General features: G+C 67.8%; 22 protein-coding genes. 12 read left to right on the top strand and 10 right to left on the bottom strand.

Annotation, left to right across the window (positions count from 1 at the left end):
• Window positions 1–83 precede the first annotated feature (83 nt).
• Entirely contained in the window at window positions 84–1655 is a 1572-nt protein-coding gene (locus ABZS29_RS04330) for an MFS transporter (protein ID WP_355458449.1), read from the top strand.
• Between the two features lie 11 nt (window positions 1656–1666).
• Here the strand turns inward: ABZS29_RS04330 and ABZS29_RS04325 are convergent, their stop codons facing one another.
• Window positions 1667–3448 carry an MFS transporter gene (locus tag ABZS29_RS04325; RefSeq protein WP_355458448.1) on the bottom strand — a complete coding sequence of 594 codons (1782 nt, stop codon included), beginning with the start codon at window positions 3446–3448 and terminating at the stop codon, window positions 1667–1669.
• An 84-nt stretch (window positions 3449–3532) separates the two neighbouring features.
• Between ABZS29_RS04325 and ABZS29_RS04320 the strand changes: the two genes are divergently transcribed.
• Complete coding sequence (locus ABZS29_RS04320) at window positions 3533–4459, top strand: DUF3027 domain-containing protein (RefSeq protein ID WP_355458446.1); 927 nt, start codon at window positions 3533–3535, stop codon at window positions 4457–4459.
• 205 nt (window positions 4460–4664) lie between these two features.
• Window positions 4665–5177: a MarR family transcriptional regulator gene (locus tag ABZS29_RS04315; protein ID WP_355458444.1), complete on the top strand. Its 513-nt coding sequence runs from the start codon at window positions 4665–4667 to the stop codon at window positions 5175–5177.
• Between the two features lie 141 nt (window positions 5178–5318).
• Here ABZS29_RS04315 and ABZS29_RS04310 read toward each other — a convergent pair whose 3' ends face one another.
• On the bottom strand, window positions 5319–5624 hold the full coding sequence (locus tag ABZS29_RS04310) for a DUF2530 domain-containing protein (protein ID WP_355458442.1): 306 nt from the start codon (window positions 5622–5624) through the stop codon (window positions 5319–5321).
• 68 nt (window positions 5625–5692) lie between these two features.
• On the opposite strand from ABZS29_RS04310, the gene ABZS29_RS04305 reads away from it, so the two are divergent.
• Window positions 5693–7165: an NCS2 family permease gene (locus tag ABZS29_RS04305; protein ID WP_355458440.1), complete on the top strand. Its 1473-nt coding sequence runs from the start codon at window positions 5693–5695 to the stop codon at window positions 7163–7165.
• On the opposite strand, the gene ABZS29_RS04300 is transcribed toward ABZS29_RS04305, so the two are convergent.
• On the bottom strand, window positions 7126–8229 hold the full coding sequence (locus ABZS29_RS04300) for a hypothetical protein (protein ID WP_355458438.1): 1104 nt from the start codon (window positions 8227–8229) through the stop codon (window positions 7126–7128). The genes ABZS29_RS04305 and ABZS29_RS04300 overlap by 40 nt on opposite strands.
• Window positions 8230–8311: 82 nt before the next feature.
• Here ABZS29_RS04300 and ABZS29_RS04295 point away from each other — a divergent pair, with 82 nt between their 5' ends.
• Both ABZS29_RS04295 and ABZS29_RS04290 read left to right on the top strand, forming a co-directional pair.
• Window positions 8312–8761 carry a MarR family transcriptional regulator gene (locus ABZS29_RS04295; protein ID WP_355458436.1) on the top strand — a complete coding sequence of 150 codons (450 nt, stop codon included), beginning with the start codon at window positions 8312–8314 and terminating at the stop codon, window positions 8759–8761.
• Window positions 8758–10077, top strand: a complete 1320-nt coding sequence (locus tag ABZS29_RS04290; RefSeq protein ID WP_355458434.1) for an MFS transporter — start codon at window positions 8758–8760, stop codon at window positions 10075–10077. The genes ABZS29_RS04295 and ABZS29_RS04290 overlap by 4 nt, the downstream gene beginning before the upstream one ends.
• Here the strand turns inward: ABZS29_RS04290 and ABZS29_RS04285 are convergent.
• Together ABZS29_RS04285 and ABZS29_RS04280 are read right to left on the bottom strand one after the other, a co-directional pair.
• Entirely contained in the window at window positions 10074–10721 is a 648-nt protein-coding gene (locus ABZS29_RS04285) for a DUF4429 domain-containing protein (protein WP_355458433.1), read from the bottom strand. The two genes, ABZS29_RS04290 and ABZS29_RS04285, sit on opposite strands and share 4 nt — an antisense overlap.
• Window positions 10718–11269, bottom strand: a complete 552-nt coding sequence (locus tag ABZS29_RS04280) for a DUF4429 domain-containing protein (RefSeq protein WP_355458431.1) — start codon at window positions 11267–11269, stop codon at window positions 10718–10720. Before ABZS29_RS04280 ends, ABZS29_RS04285 begins: the two co-directional genes overlap by 4 nt.
• Before the next feature lie 57 nt (window positions 11270–11326).
• On the opposite strand from ABZS29_RS04280, the gene ABZS29_RS04275 reads away from it, so the two are divergent.
• Complete coding sequence (locus ABZS29_RS04275; RefSeq protein ID WP_355458429.1) at window positions 11327–12727, top strand: mycothione reductase; 1401 nt, start codon at window positions 11327–11329, stop codon at window positions 12725–12727.
• Between the two features lie 4 nt (window positions 12728–12731).
• Here ABZS29_RS04275 and ABZS29_RS04270 read toward each other — a convergent pair whose 3' ends face one another.
• A complete protein-coding gene (locus ABZS29_RS04270; protein ID WP_355458427.1) occupies window positions 12732–14174 on the bottom strand; it encodes an LLM class flavin-dependent oxidoreductase in 1443 nt (480 codons plus the stop codon).
• A 138-nt stretch (window positions 14175–14312) separates the two neighbouring features.
• On the opposite strand from ABZS29_RS04270, the gene thpR reads away from it, so the two are divergent.
• The 5 genes from thpR to ABZS29_RS04245 are packed head-to-tail and all read left to right on the top strand — an operon-like array spanning window position 14313 to window position 19011.
• The gene (gene thpR / locus ABZS29_RS04265; RefSeq protein ID WP_355458425.1) at window positions 14313–14876 is read left to right on the top strand and encodes an RNA 2',3'-cyclic phosphodiesterase; all 564 of its coding nucleotides are present in this window, start codon (window positions 14313–14315) and stop codon (window positions 14874–14876) included.
• Window positions 14877–14921: 45 nt separating this feature from the next.
• The gene (efeU, locus tag ABZS29_RS04260; protein WP_355458424.1) at window positions 14922–15767 is read left to right on the top strand and encodes an iron uptake transporter permease EfeU; all 846 of its coding nucleotides are present in this window, start codon (window positions 14922–14924) and stop codon (window positions 15765–15767) included.
• Window positions 15745–16884, top strand: a complete 1140-nt coding sequence (gene efeO / locus ABZS29_RS04255) for an iron uptake system protein EfeO (protein WP_355458422.1) — start codon at window positions 15745–15747, stop codon at window positions 16882–16884. The genes efeU and efeO overlap by 23 nt, the downstream gene beginning before the upstream one ends.
• A complete protein-coding gene (efeB, locus tag ABZS29_RS04250; protein ID WP_355458420.1) occupies window positions 16881–18143 on the top strand; it encodes an iron uptake transporter deferrochelatase/peroxidase subunit in 1263 nt (420 codons plus the stop codon). The genes efeO and efeB overlap by 4 nt, the downstream gene beginning before the upstream one ends.
• A 25-nt stretch (window positions 18144–18168) precedes the next feature.
• On the top strand, window positions 18169–19011 hold the full coding sequence (locus ABZS29_RS04245; RefSeq protein WP_355458418.1) for a hypothetical protein: 843 nt from the start codon (window positions 18169–18171) through the stop codon (window positions 19009–19011).
• On the opposite strand, the gene ABZS29_RS04240 is transcribed toward ABZS29_RS04245, so the two are convergent.
• Genes ABZS29_RS04240 through ABZS29_RS04225 form a run of 4 tightly spaced genes read right to left on the bottom strand, consistent with a single transcriptional unit; the run spans window position 19008 to window position 22598 of the window.
• On the bottom strand, window positions 19008–19454 hold the full coding sequence (locus ABZS29_RS04240) for a MaoC family dehydratase (RefSeq protein WP_355458416.1): 447 nt from the start codon (window positions 19452–19454) through the stop codon (window positions 19008–19010). The two genes, ABZS29_RS04245 and ABZS29_RS04240, sit on opposite strands and share 4 nt — an antisense overlap.
• A gap of 24 nt (window positions 19455–19478) precedes the next feature.
• Window positions 19479–20318: a carbohydrate ABC transporter permease gene (locus ABZS29_RS04235; RefSeq protein WP_355458414.1), complete on the bottom strand. Its 840-nt coding sequence runs from the start codon at window positions 20316–20318 to the stop codon at window positions 19479–19481.
• Window positions 20311–21285, bottom strand: a complete 975-nt coding sequence (locus ABZS29_RS04230; protein WP_355458413.1) for a sugar ABC transporter permease — start codon at window positions 21283–21285, stop codon at window positions 20311–20313. Before ABZS29_RS04230 ends, ABZS29_RS04235 begins: the two co-directional genes overlap by 8 nt.
• The gene (locus tag ABZS29_RS04225) at window positions 21285–22598 is read right to left on the bottom strand and encodes a sugar ABC transporter substrate-binding protein (RefSeq protein WP_355458411.1); all 1314 of its coding nucleotides are present in this window, start codon (window positions 22596–22598) and stop codon (window positions 21285–21287) included. The genes ABZS29_RS04230 and ABZS29_RS04225 overlap by 1 nt, the downstream gene beginning before the upstream one ends.
• Between the last annotated feature and the right edge of the window lie 22 nt (window positions 22599–22620).

Below are 22620 nucleotides of genomic sequence, written 5' to 3'. Positions count from 1 at the left end.
TTACATCATAGACAGATCTCGCTATGGTCTGCGTATGGCGCACACAGTGTGCGTCGTACACAGATAAGTTTCGGAGGGGTGTCATGGGGTCGACGACGGAACGGGCCGGGCGCAAGGAATGGATCGCGCTCGGTGTGCTCGCACTGCCGCTGCTGCTGGTGTCGATGGACGTGTCGGTGCTGTACTTCGCCGTTCCGTACATCTCGGGTGATCTCGGGGTGACCGCGACCGAGCAGCTGTGGATCTTCGACATCTACGGGTTCGTGCTGGCCGGGCTGCTGATCACGATGGGCTCGCTCGGCGATCGGATCGGCCGGCGCCGGTTGCTGATCTTCGGCGCGATCGCGTTCGGCCTCGCCTCGGTGGCGGCGGCGTACGCGCAGAACCCGGAACAGCTGATCGCCGCCCGGGCGGTGCTCGGGATCGGCGGTGCGACGCTGATGCCTTCGACCCTGGCGCTGATCCGCAACATGTTCCACGACGCCGGTCAACGGCAGAAGGCGATCGCGTTCTGGAGCGCGGTGATGATGGGCGGGATCTCGCTCGGCCCGGTCTTCGGCGGCTTCCTGCTCGAGCACTTCTGGTGGGGCTCGGTCTTCCTCGCCAACATCCCGGCGATGCTTCTGCTGCTGGTCCTCGCGCCGGTACTGCTGCCCGAGTTCAAGGCGCCGGCCGGCGGCCGGTTCGACCTGATCGGCTCGGTGTTGTCGCTGGCCGCCGTACTGCCGATCATCTGGGGGATCAAGGAACTGGCCGCACACGGTACGGCGTTCCTGCCGGTGCTGGCGATCGTCGCCGGACTGGTGTTCGGCGTGCTGTTCGTGCAGCGGCAGCGGACGGCGGCGTACCCGATGATCGAGCTGGGGATGTTCCGCAACCGCGCGTTCAGCGGATCACTGGCCGCCAACACGATCGGCACGCTGGCGCTGGTCGGCAACGCGATCTTCATGACCCAGTACCTGCAGCTGGTGCAGGGTTTGTCGCCCCTGAAAGCCGCGCTCTGGTCGCTCGCTCCGTCAGTGGTGGTCGGCGGTGCAGCGCCACTCGCGGCCGCACTCGCCAAGCGCATCAACCGCGCCTACGTGACCGGCGGCGCCTTCGTCCTCGCCGCCGGCGGCTTCGTCGTACTGACTCAGGTGCGCGTCGAGTCTTCGCTCGCAGTCATCCTCAGCGGCGCGGGCCTGCTCGCCGCCGGTCTCGTCATGGTGATGTCCCTGGTCACCGAAACCATCGTCGGCTCGGTCTCGCCGGAACGCGCCGGCTCCGCCTCCGCCGTCATGGAAACCTGCAGCGAGTTCGGCGGCGCCCTGGGCATCGCCGTACTGGGCTCGATCGGCACCGCCGCCTACCGAGCCGACCTCCCCGCCGATGCCACCGCCGCCCTCCGCGAAGGCCTCCCCGCCGCCGCAGCCGCCGCGCCCCACCTCCCCGCCGCCGCAGCCGAAGCCCTCCTGTTGACCGCCCGCCAGGCGTTCACCCACTCCCTCAACACCATCTCGGTAGTAGGAGCCGTCCTTCTGCTGGCGACGGCCGTTCTCACCACCCTCGCCCTCCGCAGGACTGGCTCAGGTGCCACCGCCGCCCCCGAGCGCCAGACCTCCAGCCCGGCCGACCCCACGGCGCCGTCCGCCCAACTCGCCGCCGCCGACCACTAACAGCAGAAGGACTACCGGCCGTCGGGGCGGCGGGGGTTCTCCACAGTGGGGTCCTTGGACCACGGGGCCTGATCTTCGAGCGTGTCATCGTCCGGCTGACCGCTCCACCACCGCCCGGCCGGCTTCTCATCGTCGAGCTGTACCTCAATAGTCGGCTCCGGCTCGTCAGGACGTTCGGTCCGGTGGGCGCGTTGCTCGGCGATGCTCGTGGTGACAACCGTCCGCGACGTACCGGCTTCCGAGGAGGGCTTCGGGGGCCGCGGACCGGGCGAGCCAGGCTTGCGCGGCCGACCGCCGACCCCGGGGATCCCGGACGGCTTCATCCGCAGCACCAAGAACACAGCGACCAGCAGCACAGCCGTCAGGAACCCGAAGCCCAGCCGGGGGATGAGCGGCAGCACGATCCCGCAGCCGCCACCGATCACCCACGACAGCTGCAGCACGGTCTCCGAGCGCGCGAAGACCGACGTACGCACAGTCTCCGGTACGTCGCGCTGGATCATCGCGTCCAGCGACAACTTGCCCAGCGAACTGCACGAACCCGCGACCAGACCAAGCGCGATCAAGATCGGGAACCCGTAGAACACCGCCACCAGAACCGCGATCGTGGCGTCCGCGAGCAGCACAACCAGTACGACGGTCTCCGGTTTTCGGGCCTTGAGCAACGAACCGGCCAGCGTGCCGAGGCTGTTGCCGATACCGGCCGCCGCGACCACCGCACCGGCCGCGACCGTGCCGTTGATCCCGGCGATCGGCTGGTCCCGCAGCAGGAACGCCAGATACATAGTCAAAAAGCCAGAGACGAACCGCAGCCCCAGGTTGCAGCGGATTCCACGCGCCACGGCCGCGGTGATCGCCTTCCGCCGCATCTCGCGCCCCGCCGTACCGGTGACTTCTTCGCCGGCCGGTGAGTCGACCGCGGCCGGCAGCCGGATCGCCAGAATCAGCCCGACCAGATAGACCAGCGCGGCCCAGCGCAGCGACCACTGCGGCCCGATCGCCGCAAAGGCACCCGCGATCCCGGCACCAACCGTCGCGCCGGCGACACCGGCCAGCGAGATCCGCGAGTTGGCCGTGACGAGCGTGATCTCCTTCGGCAGCAACCGCGGTACGGCGGAGGCCCGCGTCACGCCGTACGCCTTCGAGGCGACCAAACAACCCAGCGCCGCCGGATACAACCAGACCGAACTGCTGTCCGTGATCGACGAAGCCAGCCCCCACACCAAGAACGCGCGTGCGCCCAGCGTCGCGCCGATCGCCCACCGCCGACCGTGCCGGAAGCGGTCCAGGATCGGCCCGATCAGCGGAGCCATCAACGCGAACGGCGCCATCGTCAGCAGCAAGAACAGCGCGACCCGGTCCCGCGCCTGATCACTCGGCACAGTGAAGAACACAGTCCCCGCGAGCGACACCGCGAACGCTGTGTCACCGGCCGCGTTCACCGCGGCCAACTCGATCAGCCGCTGCAACCCCGACTCGCGCGCACCCTGCGCCCCGGTCAGCCCGCTGATCCGTCGCCCGGTCCAGCGCCCGACGGTCCCGCCGACACTCGCGGTCTTCTTCGAAGCCGCCGCGACTCCGGTCGCGCCGACCTTCGAGGCCCGGCTGAACTTCCGCCCCGCCGTGCCCAGTCGCTCGCGCGCAGCGCCGATCCGTTCGCCGGCCGACTTCTTCCCGTCCGTACGGCGTTCGCCCGCGCCAGGTCCCGCCGTACCGCCTGCCTTGCCGCGACCGTCTCGGGCGGCACCGGACGGAGGTGTCGGCCGGGGGTCGGCGGGGTCTGGCGTCTGCATGCCTCCATCCTGCCTCCTGTGGGGGACAGACCGCAGTCACGGCGCGTTCGTGCGAGCGGTCCGAGCATGCAAGAATTGGCGACCGTGACTGCCCTCAGAACTCCGGAACCTGTGCGCGCCAAGGCCGACGCGGTCTGTGTCGCAGCAGTCGAACCTGCCCGTGCGGCCGCGATCGACGAGGCCGGAGCCGCGCAGATCGGCGAGCACCTCGGTCATCTGGTCGAGGGTGAGCGCCTGGTCACGCACTACTTCGCCTCGGCGCACCCCGGCTACCGCGGCTGGCGCTGGGCGGTCACCGTCACCCGCGCCTCCCGCGCGAAGACGGTCACGATCAACGAGGTCGTCATGCTGCCGGGCGACGAGGCGATCGTCGCGCCCGAGTGGGTGCCGTGGTCCGAGCGCGTCCAGCCGGGTGACCTGCGCCCCGGCGACCTGTTCCCGACGCCGGCCGACGACCCCCGCCTGGAGCCGGGCTTCACCGACACCGGCGCCCCGGACGACGTACTGCAGGTCGTCGAGGAGCTCGGTCTCGGCCGCGAGCGCGTCCTGTCGGTCTTCGGTCGCGACGAGGCCGCCGAGCGCTGGACCGCCGGCGACTTCGGTCCGGCCTCCCCGATCGCGCAGGCCGTGCCCTACAAGTGCAACGGCTGCGGCTACTGGATCCGCCTCGGCGACAGCCTCGGCCGCTCCTTCGGCGTCTGCGCCAACGAGATGGCCCCCGGCGAAGGTCGCGTCGTCGCCTTCGACTACGGCTGCGGCGCCCACTCCGACGCCGTCATCGACCTCGCCGAGCCCCCGATCGCCGACCACGCCTTCGACACCACCGGCTACGACGCCATGGAGCTCGCCCCCAACGACGAGGCCGTCGAGGTCGCTACCGACGACGAGGCCGTCGAGGCCGACGCCGTCCACACCGAGGTCGAAGCCGCCGCCGAGCCGACGTCGGACGACGAGGTCGAGGCCGATGCCGTCGAGCCCACCTCTGACGACGAGGTCCGCACCCAAGCCTGACCCCGGTCCGCCCACCCGGCGTACCGATTCGAGCACTACGCCCGGCCCCATCGGCCGGGCGTTCTGCTGCGCCCGAAGAAGATCGGTCGCCAACGACACGTAGTAGTTGCCTGCTGGGCTCCCGGTCCAGCGTGGATCGGGAGTGTGGGGGCGGCGCGAAGCGACCACTACGTGTCCTTGCCGACATGGTCGATAGGGTGCGGACATGGGTGAGTCGGGGACGCGGGAGGCGGGGGATTTCCCGTACCGGTCGGAGTTGCTGGCCAGTCTTAGAGCGCTGATCCTGTTGTGGGAGTCGCCGGGGCTGCAGCGCGAGATCCTGACGTCGAGCGGGGAACCGATCGACCAGCCGGCGCGTCAGGCGCTGCGGCATCTGCTGGCGGCGCAGCCGATGCGGGCGGGCGAGTTGGCGCAGGCGATGGGAACCGGGGCGTCGAACGTCAGCAAGATCGTCAAGCGGCTCGAGTCCGGCGGGCTGGTGGCGCGCGAGACGGATCCGGACGACACCAGGTCGACCCGGATCAAGTTGACCGAAGCCGGTACGGCGGCCGCGCGGCACATCTACGACCTCGGCGACGACATGATCGCGCAGGTGCTGTCCCGCTGGTCCTCCCGCGACATCGCCCGGTACACCGAGCTCACGAAGCGGTTCACCGCGGACGCGATCGAGGCCGCCGAGGAGATGCGCCGCAACGGCCTCACCCGCCGTACGGATTAGAAGTCGGCGCTGCGCTCATCGGCGAACCCCGCATAGCCGCGGGTCCGGAACGCGCCCGGCTCGCGACTGCCGCAGATCCACGTTTTAGTGTCCATTAGGACACCATAAACGGTCCGCATCGACAGTATCTGGACGGAAATGTCAGTCGCGGACCGGCTGGCCGGCCTTGATCTTGTTCCAGCGGCGGGTGCAGTACCAGAGGCCGATCCAGCCGAGGCCGAAGCCGGCGGCGGCGACCCAGAGCCACCACTCGAGGCCGTCGCGCTCGAGGGTGGAGCGGAAGAAGAGCAGCGCGACGAAGGTGAGCGCCCACAAGACGATGCCGACGATGACGGTCGGGATCCCGGACAGGTCGAGGGGTTTGACCTCGGCGTGCACCAGCTCGCCACGAGCGAGCTGGCTGGTGGGGTCGGTGCGCTTCTTGGGCGCTGGCTGCTCCTGCGTCACGGGACCACCATAGACGGCCTGCCAGTTAGTGCTCGCTACCGACGGGTCCGACCTGGCACGATGCCGTCATGAGCTCGTCCCAGGCCACGACGGCCCGCTCCGGATCCAATCCCTTCGACTCCTTCTTCAAGATCACCCAACGGGGGTCGACGCTGGGCCGTGAGCTGCGCGGCGGCCTGGTCACGTTCTTCACGATGGCCTACATCGTGGTGCTGAACCCCCTGATCATCGGCACGGCCAAGGACGGCAACGGTCAGCTCATCGGTGGTGGGCTGGACCCGGGCGCCTCGATCGCGAAGGTGGCGGTCACGACCGCGCTGGTCGCGGGCGTCGTGACGATCCTGATGGGGCTGGTCGCGAACTTCCCGCTCGCGCTGGCCACCGGCCTCGGCCTGAACGCGTTCATCGCGTTCAGCGTGGCCAGCAAGATGACCTGGGCCGACGCGATGGGCCTGGTGGTGCTGGAGGGCCTGATCATCCTGGTCCTGGTGCTCACCGGCTTCCGCAGAGCGGTCTTCGAGGCCGTGCCGGTGCAGCTGAAGGTCGCGATCAGTGTCGGCATCGGCCTGTTCATCGCGTTCATCGGCGTCGTCGACGCAGGCTTCGTACGGCGTCCGAGCGCGGCCGGCGGCCCGCCGGTCGAACTCGGTGTCGGCGGCAACCTCCGCGGCTGGCCGGTCGTGGTCTTCGTCTTCGGCCTGATCCTGATCATCACTCTCTACGCCCGCAAGGTGAAGGGCGCGATCCTGATCGGGATCATCGCCGCGACCGTGCTGGCGATCGTCGTCGAGGCGATCGGCAAGATCGGCGGCCGGACGGCCGACAACCCCGGCGGCTGGGGCCTGAGCGTTCCGGCGCTCCCGGACAAGGTGTTCACGAAACCCAACTTCGACCTGGTCGGTGAGTTCAGTCTGTTCGGCTCGTTCGAGCGGGTCGGCCTGATCTCCGCGCTGCTGCTGATCTTCACGCTGATGCTCGCCGACTTCTTCGACACGATGGGGACGATGACCGCGATCGGCGCCGAAGCCGGGCTGCTCGACCGCGACGGCAACCCGCCGAACGCGCAGCGCATCCTGATCGTCGACAGCGTCGCGGCGGCGGCCGGTGGCGCGGCCTCGGTGTCCAGCAACACGTCGTACATCGAGTCGGCCTCAGGTGTCGGTGAAGGCGCCCGGACCGGGCTGGCGAGCGTGGTGACCGGGATCTGCTTCCTGATCTCGATGGTGGTCGCGCCGCTGGTCACGCTGGTGCCCTACGAGGCGGCCACGCCGGCGCTGATCCTGGTCGGGTTCCTGATGATGACCCAGGTGAAGGGGATCGACTTCGACGACATCGAGGTCGCGTTCCCGGCGTTCCTGACCATCATCCTGATGCCGTTCACGTACTCGATCTCGGCCGGTATCGGCGCCGGGTTCGTCTCGTTCGTGATCCTCAAGGCGGTCCGCGGCAAGGCCCGCCAGGTACACCCGCTGATGTGGGTGGTCAGCGCGCTGTTCGTCGTCTACTTCGCGATCGGCCCGCTGACGGACTGGCTGACCTGAGCCCGCAGCGCCAAATAGTCGGCCCGGGCTGTGAAGAGATCCCGCAGCTCGGTGCTGACGTTGTCCAGGAACTCCTCCCGGTACGACGAATCGGTCAGCAACGCGATCGAGTAGTAGAGCCCGGTGAAGTTGGCGATGCCGACGGCAACCTTCACCAGGCTCGCGGTGAGCAGCATCTGGTGCCCCATCAGTCCGACGGTGAGCGACCACGAACCGGTCTGCACACCCCACTTGGCGTAGATGTCGGCGTTGATCGAAAGCATGCCGAAGGCAATGAAGAACAGTCCGACCCCGGTGCTCACCACCAGCGCCTGCACCCACTGCCGGATCACCAGGTTGACGCTCAGGTTCAGCCGCTGCACGCGGCGTAGCGGCGGGTCCGACTTCACGTCGTCCTCGATCGCGTCCAGCTCCTTCGGCAGCCGCACCATCAGGAACAGCGTGCTCAGCAGCGTGAACGCGATCACCGACAAGACGATGAACCCCACCGGCATCCCGGCGAACACCTGCCACATCTCGGTGTTGATGAACAGCACCAGCGAGAACACCAGCAGCAGCGGCAGTGCCCGGACCAGGCTGGCCAGTGAGTTCGCCAGCTCGCCGACGATCCGCCGCAGACTCCAGTACGTCGTCGCGATCAGGCCGTAGCCGACCACGACGTACACGGCGCCGACGAGCACCAGGTTGCCGACGGCGATCCCGAAGAACTGGTGCCACTGCCACTCGGGAACCAGCGGCAGGAGCGCCGGCAGCAGCACGAAGACCCCGAGCTCGGGGAGGCCGAACCGGGTCGGTAACGACCAGAACGGCCGGCCGCGATACACGTTCAGCAGCGCGAAGGCCCCGACCAGGACGAGCAGTCCCACGGCCGCACCGAGGACGTTCTCCCACCAATGCCACTTGAGCGACGTGGCGCCGAGCATCTCGGCCAGGAACACCAGCGTCAGCAGCGGCGCGGCCCGGTTGAAGATGTCGTGCGTCGGCGAGAAGTCCTCGATGAACAGCGGCAGCCCCGCCCGCCGGAACCGCTGCTCGTACCGCACCAACTCACGTGGCGTCCCCATGGAGCCGAACTCTAGACCACCGGGAATACCACCCTGCGGAACATCGTTATCCTTAGCAAAGGTAATGAGTTAAGGTAAAGGTATGCCGGAAGTCGTAGCGCAGCAGGTGAAGAGCGACGTGGGGCTGGTGAGCGCCCTGCGGTCGTCGACGTTGCGGTTGTCACGCCAGATCCGGCGGCAGCGGGAGCCCGGTCACGACCTGACCGCGAACCAGCTCGGCGTGCTCGGCGCGCTGGCGAAACACGAGCTGATGACGATCGGTGAGCTGGCCGCCCACGAGCAGGTGAAGCCGCCGTCGATGACGCGGATCGTGTCGAACATGGAGGAGGCCGGCCTCGTGGTCCGGCGCCCGCACCCGACCGACAAGCGGCAGGTGACCGTCGAGCTGACCGCCCAGGCCGACGAGCTGATCCTGGCCAACCGCAAGCGCCGCGACGAGTGGCTGCACGCCAAGCTCAAACAACTGACCCCTGAGGAGCGCGACATCCTGCGTAAGGCAGCACCTGTTCTCGAGCGGCTGGCGGCCAAGTGAGTCCGACCTTCCGCGCCTTCCACGTTCGTAACTTCCGGTTGTACGCGACCGGCGCGATCGTCTCCAACGTCGGCACCTGGATGCAGCGGGTGGCCCAGGACTGGCTGGTCCTCGAGCTCACCCACTCCGGTACGGCGCTCGGCATCGTGACCGGTCTGCAGTTCGCCCCGGCCCTCCTGATCGGCCCGTACGCCGGTCTGGTCGCCGACCGCTTCCCCAAGCGCAAGCTGCTCCAGATCACCCAGGTCTGGATGGCGGTGGCCGCGCTGACGCTGGGCGTCCTGACCGTCACCGGTCTCGTCCAGCCTTGGCACGTCTTCGTGATCGCCTTCCTGTTCGGCATCGGTACGGCGTTCGACGCCCCGGCGCGGCAGGCGTTCGTGGTCGAGATGGTCGGCCGCGACGACCTGTCCAACGCGGTCGGGCTCAACTCGGCGTCGTTCAACGCCGCCCGCCTGATCGGCCCCGGCCTGGCCGGCCTGCTGATCCACTGGATCGGAACCGGCCCGGTCATCATCGTCAACGGACTGAGCTATGCCGCGGTGATCCTGTCGCTGCGCCTGATGCGCACCTCCGAGCTGCACACGCCGAAGGTCGCGGCCCGCGACAAGGGCATGATCCGCGACGGTATGCGCTACCTGTGGCGCCGGCCGGACCTGATGATGGTCCTGGTGACCGTCGCCTTCGCCGGCATGTTCGGGCTGAACTTCCAGCTCACGTCGGCCCTGATGGCGACCGAGGCCTTCCACAAGGGCGCGGGGGAGTACGGCATTCTCGGCTCGATCCTCGCGATCGGCTCGCTCTCCGGTGCACTGCTGGCCGCCCGCCGGGTGCGGATCCGCGCCCGCCTGGTGATCGGCGCCGCGATCGCGTTCGGGCTGCTCGAGGTCGTGAGCGCGGTGATGCCGACGTACCTGACCTTCGCGCTCGTGCTCCCGTTCGTCGGCCTGGCCTCACTGACCATGCTGACCACCGCGAACGCGACCATGCAGCTCAGCATCGAGCCGACCATGCGCGGCCGCGTGATGGCGCTCTACATGACGGTCCTGATGGGCGGTACGACGATCGGCTCGCCGCTGATCGGGTTTGTCGGCCAGGAGCTCGGTGCTCGCGCGTCGTTGATCGTCGGCGGCGGTCTGACCGTGCTCGGCGCGGTCGGTTCGGTGCTGTACTTCTCGCGCCGCCGCGGTCTCTCGATCCGCCCGCGGCTGCTGCCCCGCCCGCGCCTGGAGATCCTCCCGCAGACGCAACTGCTCGGCGACAAGACTGTGGTGGACGTCCCGCAGGAGTCGACCTCCGGCCCGCGGGTCGCCTAGGGCTGGATGCGGGTCAGCAACCGCGCCGCGAAGAACAACGCGTCAAGCTCGTTCTCCGGCGTGATGCGCACCGCCGCCGGGTCGTGTTTCGGCTTCGGCCGGTCGGCCGGCGTCCGCGCCGTACTGACTCGGACGACCGCGGGCTGCCGCCCGGCGCGAGCCGTCCACTCGACCTCGACGATGTCGGTCAGCGGTATCGACCGCGGACTACCCTCGGCCTTCTTCCGCCGCGTCGCCGAGCGCGGGTAGGCGAACATCAGCAGCCCGTTGGCCACCGCGACCGTCGCGTCCTTGCCCTCCAGCGCATCGGCGGCAGGCGGGGTCGCGACCAGCCAACGGGTAGCAGCCGTCTCCGGTACGGCGCGCCGCGCGCGAGCGATCCGGACCTGCGACGCGAACTCGTCGGCGGCCGCGGAGTCGGCGACCTGGAAGCGGTAGATCGAGGCAAACGACCCGGCGGAGACGCTCAGCAGCGGGTCCGCGTGCTCCCGCAGCTCGAGCTCGAGACCGTCGGACACAGTCACCCCGCGCAACGCCTCGACCGGGATCATCCGCTCGCCCAGCGGACCGTCGTACTGGATCCGGATGGTGCCGGTGCCGTCCCACTCGAGCGTGCCGAGGTCGGTCCGCACGAGGATGCTCACCGGTCGATCATCGACAGCAACATGGCCCCGAAGAACAGGGCGTCGGTCTCACCATCGCCGGACTTGGTCACGACCGTCTCCGGATCCTTCCGTTCCACCGGCCGCTCGGCCGGAGTCCGGCTGCTGGTGAAGCGCAGATAGCCCTGGAGCTCCCGCAGGCCGTAGGTGCCCTTCCACTCGACCGATCGGAGGTCGCTGAGCGGCAGCCGGTACGCCGCCAGCAGCCACTGGTCCGCCTCGAAGTCCAGCCGGTAGGGATCGAACTGCTCGTTGAGCTGACCGCCGGCGACCGCCGGCACCGGATCGGCGTGCTCACGCAGCATCAGCCGGATCGTCGGCTGCTCCCGGCCGCCCGGCATCACCACCTCGACACCGGCCAGCGCCTCGACCGGGATCGTGCGCCGGCCGAATCGTCGCAGGACCTGGCGGGTCAGCGAGCTCGTCTGCTTGATCCAGGAGCCGTCGTACGTCAGCTGAATCGTGCCCAGCCCGTCCCAGACCATCGTCGCGTTCCGCCCACGCAGTTCATCGCCACTCAGCCGCTCCACGAGCCACCATCCTGGCCTTGCTCGGGGTCAGGTTGAAAGTCAGACACATAATGGGGTGTGACTCATTACGATCTCGTCGTCATCGGCACCGGCTCCGGCAACACGATCGTGAACCACCGGTTCGCGGACTGGAAGGTGGCGATCGTCGAGCGCGGCGTCTTCGGCGGCACTTGCCTGAACAAGGGCTGCATCCCGACCAAGATGTTCGTGCACACCGCGGACGTCGCCGCCACCCCGGCCGGCAGCGCCCGGTTCGGCGTCGACGAGGAACTGCTCGGCGTCCGCTGGCCCGAGGTGCGGGACCGGATCTTCGGCCGGATCGACCCCATCTCCGGCGCGGGTTCGGAGTACCGGCACCACAACCCCGAGAACGCCAACGTCACCATGTACGACGGCACCGGGCGCTTCACGGGTGTGAAAGAGCTGACCGTCGACGGCAACGACGGGTCGACCAGCGTGCTGACCGCCGACCGGTTTGTCCTGGCCGCCGGCAGCCGCCCGGTCGTTCCGCCGATTCCGGGCCTGGAGGAGACCGGCTTCCACACCTCGGACTCGATCATGCGGCTCGACGAACTCCCGCGCCGGCTGGCGATCCTCGGCGGCGGTTTCGTCGCGGCCGAGTTCGCGCACGTCTTCGCGTCGTTCGGCGTCGAGGTCACGCTGATCGCCCGCTCCGAGAAGCTCCTGCGCCAGGAAGACGACGAGATCGCCGAGCACTTCACCGAGATCGCGCGCGGCAAGTACGACGTACGGCTGAATCACGAGACGGTGCGCGTCGCCCGGCGTCCCGACGGCTCGATCCTTCTCAGCATGCTCTGCCCCGACGGCTCCGACGAGGTCGTCGTCGACGAACTGCTGGTCGCCACCGGCCGCACCCCCAACGCCGACCTGCTCGATTTGGACGCCACCGGCGTCGAGGTCGATCACGAAGGCCGAGTCGTCGTCGACGCCTACATGCAGACCAGCGTCGACGGCATCTACGCCCTCGGCGACATCACCTCCCCGCACCAGCTCAAACACGTCGCCAACCACGAAGCCCGCGTCGTCAAACACAACCTCCTCGACCCGGACAACCGGATCAAGGCCGACCACCGCTTCATCCCGCACGCCGTCTTCAGCTCACCCCAGATCGCCTCCGTAGGCCTCACCGAGGCACAAGCCCAAGCCCAGGGCGTCACCTACGTAGTCAGCCGCCAGAAATACGCCGACATCGCCTACGGCTGGGCCATGGAGGACACCACCGGCTTCGCCAAACTCCTCGCCGACCCCACCACCGGCCAACTCCTCGGAGCCCACATCATGGGCCCGCAAGCCCCCACCGTCATCCAGCCACTGATCCAGGCGATGACCTTCGGCCTCAGCGCCTACGAGATGGCGCGGAACCAGTACTGGATCCACCCCGCCATGCCCGAACTCATCGAAAACGCCCTCCTCAAGCTCCCGCTGAACGAGAAGTAGCCCGCTACTCCCGGAAGGCCGCGATCACTCGACCTACGTCATCCAACGTGTCGAAGTCAGGGACCGCGATCATCACTTCGCCAACCCCGGCGTCGGCAAGCTCCCGAAACCTTCCGATCTGATCATCAACAGTCCCCGCGTTGACGGCCGCCGCGTACCGCGCGGGGTTCTGGTTCCGCGGCCGTAGCCGCTCCACCAACCCATCCACATCCGAACCCACCAACGTCGTCGACAGATGCGTGATCTCCACAGGCCGATCCGTCAGCGACCGCACATACTCCACCCGCTCACGCACCGCCGCCACGTCGCCGAACACGTTGACCGCGTCCGCATATTTAGATGCCAACCGCAACGTTCGCCGACCGCTCCCGCCGACCAGCAACGGCAGCCGCTCCTGCAACGGCCGCGGATAGCAGGTCGTATCCGGCACCGACAGCACCCGCCCGTGGAACGGTTTGTTGCCCGGTCCCCACAAAACCGGCAGCAACTGCAGCGCATCCTCCAACAGCGCATACCGCGAATCCACAGCGGGAAACGGCCACCCATACGCCTTGTGCTCGGCCTCGAACCACGCCAGCCCAACCCCGCACATCGCACGCCCACCACTCAGCACATCAAGAGTGGCGGCAATCTTTCCCAGATGCGCCACGTTGCGATAAGTGATCCCCGAGACCAACGTCCCGAGCCGCACCCGCGTCGTACAGGCGGCCAAGTATCCAAGCGTCGTCCAGCTCTCCAGGAAGTCGTCCCACGCCCGCCCCACCTGCGGTATCTGCCGGAAATGGTCCATCACGTAAATCGCATCGAACCCAACCGACTCGGCCTTCGCAGCCACCTCCCGAACGAAGCCTGACAACCCAGCCCGCCCACCCGGATAACTGCTCAACTGCAACCCGAACCGCAACCGCGTCGGCTCCGACGATTGCCGCGCGACCGCCTCGTCCGCCGCCACAAACGCCTCCGGTACGACGCGCACGGCGGTCGGCTGCAGCACGTCGTCGTACCCCTCATCGGGCAGCTCCCCCCGAGCAACAGCCCAAGCGCGAAGCTGCGACGTGAGCACATCAGCCGGAATCCGCTTCACCCGCGAGCGATTCCGCCGGCGGCACTCCTCAGCCGGCGTATCGAAACCAACAGCCACACAAGCCATCCCGGCCGCACGAGCCAATCCCAACCACCGCAGCCGACGTTCCCGATCCATCCCCAGCGTGTCGATCACCGTCGTCAGCCGCCGCGCGATCCGCTGCGAGACCACCGTCTCCAGCAGCGCAAAAGCATCCGCGCTAGCCCCGAGATCGTCCTCCCCGGCGCCCACCAACGCCCGCAGCCGATCACTCGACACCACCAGATCAGCCGCGAACCGCTCCGCCGCCCACGTCGACTTCCCGGCCGCCCCCGCGCCCACCAAAATCACCACACAAGGCGACGGCAACCTGCGCTCATCCATAGGCCCATGATGTACGGAAGAACTGTTACTACGTCATCCCGAACACCCCGAAACCGCCTCCTCCCCGCTTGGCGCAGGCCTTCGACGGTGCCTATTAACAGTTCGTCCGTACGCCGACCGCACCCCTAAGCTGAGCGGATGCGATTGTTCGTGGCCGTCGTGCCACCCATCGAAATAGTGGAGGATCTGAGCGAGTTCGTCGCACCGCGGCGGGAACATCCGGATGACGACATCCGGTGGTCCGCGGACGAACACTGGCACATCACGCTGGCCTTCTTGGGCGAGGTGCCGGACTGGAAGACCGATGAGTTGGGGGAGCGGCTGGAGGCGGTCGCGAAGCGGCAGACACCGTTCCCGTTGAGTCTGCGCGGGGCCGGAGCGTTTCCCGGCGTACCGGATGCCCGGGTGCTGTACACCGGCGTCCGCGACGACACCGACTCGCTGAAGCAGTTGTCGAAGACGACCCGGGCGGCGGCAAATCATTCCGGGGTCACCGTGGACGGGCGGAAGTTCGTACCGCATCTGACGTTGGCCCGGTTGCGGCGGCCGATGGACGTGACACGCTGGGTGCGCGTCCTCGATACGTACAGTGGCGCCGAGTGGACGGCGGGAAGTCTGCAGCTGATCGAGTCGCGGCTGGGCGAGGGTGCGGGCCGGAGTGCGGCGTACGACACAGTGGGCGAATGGGACTTCTTAGGTTAACCTCAGGAAGGTTAGCCAGTCCTAAGGTAAGGAAAGACGCCCGCCATGCTCGCGAACTACCTGATCGGCCTGCGCGAAGGCCTCGAGGCGTCGCTGGTGGTCAGCATTCTCGCCACCTTCCTGGTCCGGTCAGGGCGTCGTGACCGGCTGAAACTGGTCTGGATCGGAGTCGGCGCGGCGCTGGCCGTGGCAGCCGCCGCGTGGGGGTTGCTGCAGTTCGTGACCGCGCTGACCGCCAGGTCGTTCACCACCCAGGAGACCGTCGGCGGGGTGATGTCGATCCTCGCGGTCGGCTTCGTGACCTGGATGATCTTCTGGATGCGCAAGGCCGCGCGCAGCATCGCCAAGGAGCTGCGCGAGCGGATGGATCAGGCGCTCGCGATCGGCTCCCGAGCCGTTGTGATCCTGGCCTTCCTCGCGGTGTTCCGGGAGAGCATCGAGACCGCCTTCATCGTGTACGCGTCGGCCGCCACCGCGACCACCGCCGGACCGTTCGCCGGCGTACTGCTCGGCCTCGCGACCGCCGTCGTCCTCGGCGTCCTGATCTACCGCGGCGCGGTGAAGATCAACCTGGCCGTCTTCTTCAAGTGGACGGGCGCGGTCCTGGTCCTGGTCGCGGCCGGCATCTTCGCCTACGGCTTCCACGATCTGCAGGAGGCCGGCATCCTGCCCGGCCTGCCGAACCTGGCGTTCGACATCTCGCACGTCATCCCGCCGGACAGCTGGTACGGCGTACTCCTCAAGGGCATCTTCAACTTCAACCCGGCGCCGACCGTGCTCGAGTCGCTCGCCTGGCTGGTCTACCTGGTGCCCGTGCTGGTGCTCTACTTCCGTCCGGTTTCCACGTCATCACCTGTTCAGGAGAAGCATGTTCCCGTCCAAGACTCGTAGGGTCGCTGCCGTCGGCGTAGTACTGGGGCTCGCCGCTCTGACCGCCTGCGCCGAGGAGAAGCCCGCCGCGTCCGACGACGGCACCGGCCCGGTCACGGTCAAGGCGACCGACAACGGCTGCGACCTGAGCCGCCGCGACGTGAAGTCCGGGACCAGCACCTTCTCCGTCTCCAACGGCGGCAGCAAGGTCACCGAGTTCTACGTGTACGCCGATGGCGACCGCGTGATGGGTGAGGTCGAGAACATCGGTCCCGGCCTGAAGCGCGACCTGATCGTGGAGCTGCCGACCGGCAAGTACCAGGCGGTCTGCAAGCCGGGCATGGTCGGCGACGGAATCCGCGGCGACCTGACCGTGGCCGGTGACGCGCCCGCGCAGGTCGACGAGGACACGCTGCTGAAGCAGGCCACCGAGAGCTACCAGCGGTACATCAACTCGCAGGCGATCGCGCTCGAGCAGAAGACGACGGAGTTCGTCGGCGCGGTGAAGGCGGGCGACGTCGCCAAGGCGAAGGCGCTGTTCCCGGTCTCCCGTACCTACTGGGAGCGGATCGAGCCGGTCGCGGAGTCGTTCGGCGACCTGGACCCGAAGATCGATGCCCGGGTCAACGATGTCGAGCCGGGTACCGAGTGGACCGGGTACCACCGGATCGAGCAGGCGCTGTGGGAGAAGAACACCACGGCCGGGATGGCGAAATACGCCGACCAGCTGCTGACCGACGTGAAGACGGTCGTCGCCAAGGCCAAGACGGTGAAGCTCAACCCGCTGCAGCTCGCGAACGGCGCCAAGGAGCTGCTCGACGAAGTTGCCACCGGCAAGATCACCGGTGAGGAGGACCGCTACTCGCACACCGACCTGTACGACTTCCAGGCCAACGTCGAGGGATCGCAGGCCGCGATCCAGGCCCTCCGCCCAGCCCTGCAGGCCCGCGACGCGGCGCTCGTGACCTCGCTGGACAGCAACTTCAAGGCCGTCTTCGCGGCGGTCGACAAGTACCGCGAGGGCGACGGTTTCAAGCCCTACAACGTTTCCGAGGCGGAGAAGAAGGAGCTGGGCCGGGTCGTCGACGGTCTGGCCGAGCCGGTCTCCAAGGTCGCCGGAGTGATCGCGAAGAAATGACGACTGAAGACGCTCCCCGTAAGGGCATCTCCCGCCGCGGCCTGTTCGGCGCGGCCGGAGCCGCGGTCGCGACCGGAGTCGCCGGGTACGCCGCTCACTCCGTGCTGGCCGGCGAGGAATCGCAGGCAGCCGACACCAATGGCCCGGTCGACTTCCACGGACCGCACCAGGCAGGGATCGTCACCGCGGCGCAGGATCGCTTGCACTTCGCCGCATTCGACGTGACCACGACCAAGCGCGACGAGCTGATCTCGCTCCTCAAGGAGTGGACCGCCGCGGCTGCGCTGCTCACGGCCGGCCGCGACATCGGTCAGTACGGCGCCGTGAACGGGCCCGGCGAGGCTCCGCCGGAGGACACGGGCGAGGCTGTCGGCCTGCCCCCGGCCCGGCTCACGCTGACGATCGGCTTCGGGCCGTCGCTGTTCGACAAGCGGTTCGGCCTGGCGGACAAGCGACCGGCGGCGCTGGTCGACCTGCCGCACTTCATCGGCGACGACATCGAGCCCGGACGATCGGGCGGCGACATCGCCGTACAGGCTTGTTCGGACGATCCGCAGGTGGCGGTGCACGCGATCCGCAACCTCGCTCGGATCGGCTTCGGCCGGGTCGCGATCCGCTATTCGCAGCTGGGCTTCGGCCGGACGTCGTCGACCTCGCGGGCGCAGACCACGCCACGCAACCTGTTCGGCTTCAAGGACGGCACGAACAACCTGAAGCTGGAGGACGCCGCCAAGCTCGAGCAGCACGTCTGGGTCCAGCCCGAGGACGGCGCCGAGTGGATGGCCGGCGGCTCCTACCTGGTGGCACGCCGGATCCGGATGAACATCGAGATCTGGGACCGGACCTCGCTCGGTGAGCAGGAGACGATCATCGGTCGCGGCAAGGGCACCGGCGCGCCGCTCGGCAAGGCCGAGGAATTCGACGCGATCGACTTCACCGCCAAGGGATCCGACGGTACGCCGAAGGTTCCGGTCGACTCGCACGTCCGGCTCGCGCACCCGCAGTTCAACAACGGCGCCGAGCTGCTGCGCCGCGGCTACAACTTCGTCGACGGCTCGGACGGTCTCGGGCGGCTGGACGCGGGCCTGTTCTTCCTTGCCTACCAACGCGATCCGCGCAAGCAGTTCATCCCGATCCAGAAGCAGCTGGCCCGCTCGGACACCCTGAACGAGTACATCCACCACGTCGGGTCCGGCATCTTCGCATGTCCCGGTGGTGTCACACCTGGCTCGTACTGGGGTGAGAAACTCTTCGCCTGAACCACCGGTTCACTACATTGTGGCGGTGAGCAACCAGCAGCCTCCCTACGGCCAGCCCCAGCAGCCGTACGGCCAGCCTCAGGGTCAACCGCAGTACGGGCAGCCGCAGTACGGCGGCTACCCGCCGCCCCCGCCGCCGCCACCCGGGAGCAACAAGACGGTTCTGATCGTGTTCACGGTCGTCGTGGCGATGGTTGTGCTGGGCGCCGGCATCTTCGTCGTCAGCCGCTTCGCCGGCGGCTCGGACGACACCGCGGGCGGCACGACCACCGTGCCGGCGAGCCCCCAGCCGACCAACGCTGACCCGAGCCAGCCGGCCGACAGCCCGACGGAACCAGCCGACAGCCCCACCGAACAGGCGAGCAAGCCGGTGGGGCCGTGCAAGGGAGACTGCTTCCCGGGACTGACCGTCAACGGTCTGCTGAAAGCCGTCAAGGCGCAGGGATACGTCTGTAAGAGTGACAGGATTCTCGGCATCGACTGTGTGAAGGGCAATCTCGAGTTCGGCATCGATCCCGACCGCACGGAGAAGGAGTACATCGAGAGCATCTCCATCGGCGGCCGCGGTAGTGCGAACGTCGACAACTGCCCGCAGTGCATCACTGCTGCCGTCAAGGCACTGAAGCAAGGCCTCCCGGGCGCGCTGGCGCTGTTCGTCAAGGACGCGTCGGTGCGGCAGCAGATCATCACCTTCACCGTGAAGGGCGCTGGTGTGCCGGCCTCGGGCCCGAGCTCGTCCCAGAGCGGGAAGGCGGGTGCCTACAGGCTGAGCACCCTGGGGTACAGCGGCGCGACGGTCGGCAAGAACGGCCGGTACTCGTCGACCTACTCAACAGCGGTCGACATCTACCCGCTGACCGAGTACTAAGGCTTCGATCGGGCGCCGATCAGGTTGAGGACGATGCAGGAGAACACCAGCGTGTTGTCCTGGTTGTAGAGCTCGGTACGGGTCCGGACCAGGCCGCGATCAGGCTTGGACCGGGACCGGGTGGCTTCGAGCACCTCGGTCGTCAGGCGCAGCGTGTCGCCCGGGCGGACCGGCAGGTGCCAGCGCAGTTCGTCGACACCCGGTCCGCCGAGGCTCGCGACCTTCGTCAGGTACTGGTCGGCGTACAGGCGCATCATCAGGCCCGCGGTGTGCCAGCCGCTGGCGATCAGGCCGTGGTACGGCCCGTCCGCCGCGGCATCGGGGTCGAGGTGGAAGTACTGCGGGTCGAACTTCTGGGCGAACTCGACGATCTCGCCCTGCCCGACGAGAACCCGGCCCGGATGCTCGGTCCGGGTCCCCGCTACGTAGTCCTCGAGGTACATATCCCCAAGATACTGATCGAACAACTATTTGACGGCTCCTGCGGTCACACCCGCCACAAAGTGGCGCTGGGCAAGCAAAAAGCCGATCACGACCGGGATGCTCACCACGAGCGCGGCCGCCATGATCTGGTTCCAGTAGATGTTGGTCTGCGTCGAGTACTGGCGCAGGCCCACCGAGAGCGTCCGGTTCGCTTCCGTCGTCATCACCGAGGCGAACAGAACCTCACCCCACGCGGTCATGAACGAGTAGATCGCGACCGCGATCACCCCCGGCCGCGCGGCCGGCAGGACGACCCGCCACAGCGCGCCCATCGGGCCGCACCCGTCCACGAGTGCCGCCTCGTCGAGCTCGCGCGGGATGCTGTCGAAGTACCCGGCCAGCATCCAGATCGAGAACGGCAGGCTGAAGGTCAGGTACGTGATGATGAGGCCGAGCCGCGTCCCGACCAGCTGCAGCCCGAACTGGTTGTTGATGTTCACGAAGATCAGGAACAACGGCAGCAGGAACAGCACCCCCGGGAACATCTGGGTCGACAGCACCGTGGTGGTGAAGACCGTCCGCCCGCGGAACTTGAACCGCGACACCGCGAACGCCGCCAGGATCGCCAGCGCCACCGAGAGCACCGTCGCGACCACGGAGACGATCGTCGAGTTCACGAAGTACCTTGCCAGCGGCACCGTTTTCCACATGTCGATGAACGGCGCGATGGTGAGGTTGGACGGCCACCAGGTGAAGGCGCCCTGGACGTCCTTGAGTGGTTTCAGCGACGACGTGACCATCACGTACAGCGGGACGGTCACGAACAGGCCGAGCACCACCAGTACGACGGCCCGGTACGCCTTGAAGCCTTTGGTCTCAAGCACGGCGCGTCTTCCTTCCCGTGACGAGGAGATAGATGCCGGTGACAATCATCAGGAAGATCAGCAGCAGAACGGACATCGCGGCGCCGGAGCCGAAGTTCCAGGTCAGGAACGACGCGTTGTAGATGTGGAAGGTGATCAGGTCACCGGCGGGCGGCTGCGCCGTACCGAACAGCACGTACGGCGTGTTGAAGTCGCTGAACGTCCACAGGAACAGCACGAGCACGAGGACCAGGTTGACCGGACGCAGCGCCGGCAGCGTGATGTTGCGCCACTGCCGCAGGTTGCCGGCGCCGTCGACCGCGGCGGCCTCGTACTGATCGCGCGGAATGCTCTGCAGACCGGCCATCAGGGTGAGGAACGCGAACGTCCACAGCTTCCAGGTGGCCACCGTGATCAGCGAGAACAGCGCGTTGCCGCCGATCAGCCAGAACGGCTTGCCGTCGGTCAGGTGGAGCTGGGTGAGCACGTGGTTCACCGCGCCGGTGTCTCGTTGCAGCATGAAGTTCCAGGTCAGGATCCCCGCGTACGCCGGAAGCGCGTACGGGACCAGGAACAGCGTGCGGATCAGGCTCCGGCCACGGAACGTGGGCTGCAGCGCGACCGCCGCCGCCATCCCGAGAACCCAGGACAGCGTGACCGTGACGAGCGAGAAGATCAGCGTGACGCCGAAGGACTTCAGCAGCCCTTCGCCGACCGCGTTGTCGAAGTCGAGCGCGACCTTGTAGTTGTTGAGCCCGGCACTCGGGGCGGCCGACCAGTTCGCGATGAAGAACTTGGTCAGCTTGACGAAGCTCATCCAGATCCCGACGAGCATCGGGACGATGTGGATCACGAGCTCCATCAGCACCGCCGGCGCCACCAGCGCGTAGGGCAACCAGCGGCTCAGCCCTGGGCGGTGTTCCGGGGTGGACTTGCGAGCCGGCGGCTTGGTGACCGCCGGCGTCGCGTCGTGGGTGGCGACCGACATCAGTTGCCTGCGGCCACTTGATCCTCGGCCGTCTTCAGTGCGGCCTTCACTTCGTCGGCGGTGACTGTGCCACCGGTGGCGATCTTGGCGAACATGCCGTTCATCGCCTTACCGACGGTGCTCTCGAACTGGTCCTCGGCCGGCACCAGCGGCAGCGGCTTGGACTTGGTGTTGTAGACATCCTGGAACGTCGCGGCCTCGGCGGCGTCGGTCGTGAAGACCGGCTTGGCGTCCTTGAGCACCGGCAGCGAGGAGAACGGCTTGCCCAGCGTCGTCTGGGTCTGCGGGTCCGTCATGTACTTGACGAACTTCAGCGCCGCGTCCTTGTGCTTGGTGTTCTTGAAGACCGACAGGTTGATGCCCGCCACATGGCTGGCCACCTGCTCGCCGCCGGCCGGCGCCGGGAACGGTACGACGCCGTACTCGCCGGCCTTCATGCCGTTGGCAACGATCGAGGAGTCGGCGTTGTTCTGGTTGATCACCATCGCGACCTTCTTGGTCGCGAAGTCGTTGACCGACTTGGTGCCGTTGTCGTACTGCGCGTTGGACGGGTTCGCGACCTTGTCCTTCTGCATCAGGTCGAGGTACCGCAGCACGCCCTGGACGTTGCCGTCACCGGTGAAGGTCGGCTTGCCGTCGGCGCCGAACCAGTCGGCCTTGTTCTGCGCGGCGTTGATGAACGCGAAGTGCACGTTCTCGGTGTAGCTGCCGGCCGCGAGCGCCATCCCCCACTGGTTCTTCGCGGGGTTGGTCAGCTTCTGCGCCGCGGTGACCATCTCTTCCCAGGTCTTCGGCGGCTGCAGGCCGGCCGCGGCGAACATCGCCTTGTTGTAGTACAGGCCGTACGCCAGGCCGTAGAGCGGGACCGAGGTCGGGTCCTCGCCTTCCTTGCCGCCGGTCGCCAGAGCCGTCGGCACGAACTTGTCCTTGCCCCCGATCGCGGTCATCGCGTCACCGTCGAACGGCAGGAACGCCCCGGTCGCCTGCAGCGAGGCGGCCCAGGTATTGCCGATGTTGACGACGTCCGGCGCCTGGCCGGAGGTGATCGCGGTCTGGATCCGGGTCTGCAGGTCGTTCCAGCCGATCACCTCGAGGTTGACCTTGATCCCGGTGTCCTTGGTGAACTGCTCGAGCACCGGGGTCAGAACCTGCTTGTCGTTGTCCAGGCTGGTGCCCTGGTTGCTGGCCCAGTAGGTCAGCGTCTGGTCTCCGCCGGAACCCCCGTCGGAGCCGGAATCGCCGCCTCCACAGGCGGCCAGGCTGACTCCCAGGGCGGTCACCGCTACCGCGGCTACAAGCGAACGCAGTCTCACGTCGGACTCCTCGTCCTCGTGC

Origin of the sequence: Kribbella sp. NPDC005582 (genome assembly GCF_040605415.1) — a bacterium.
Lineage (GTDB): Bacteria > Actinomycetota > Actinomycetes > Propionibacteriales > Kribbellaceae > Kribbella.
This window is presented reverse-complemented; position numbering and strand designations above follow the sequence as displayed.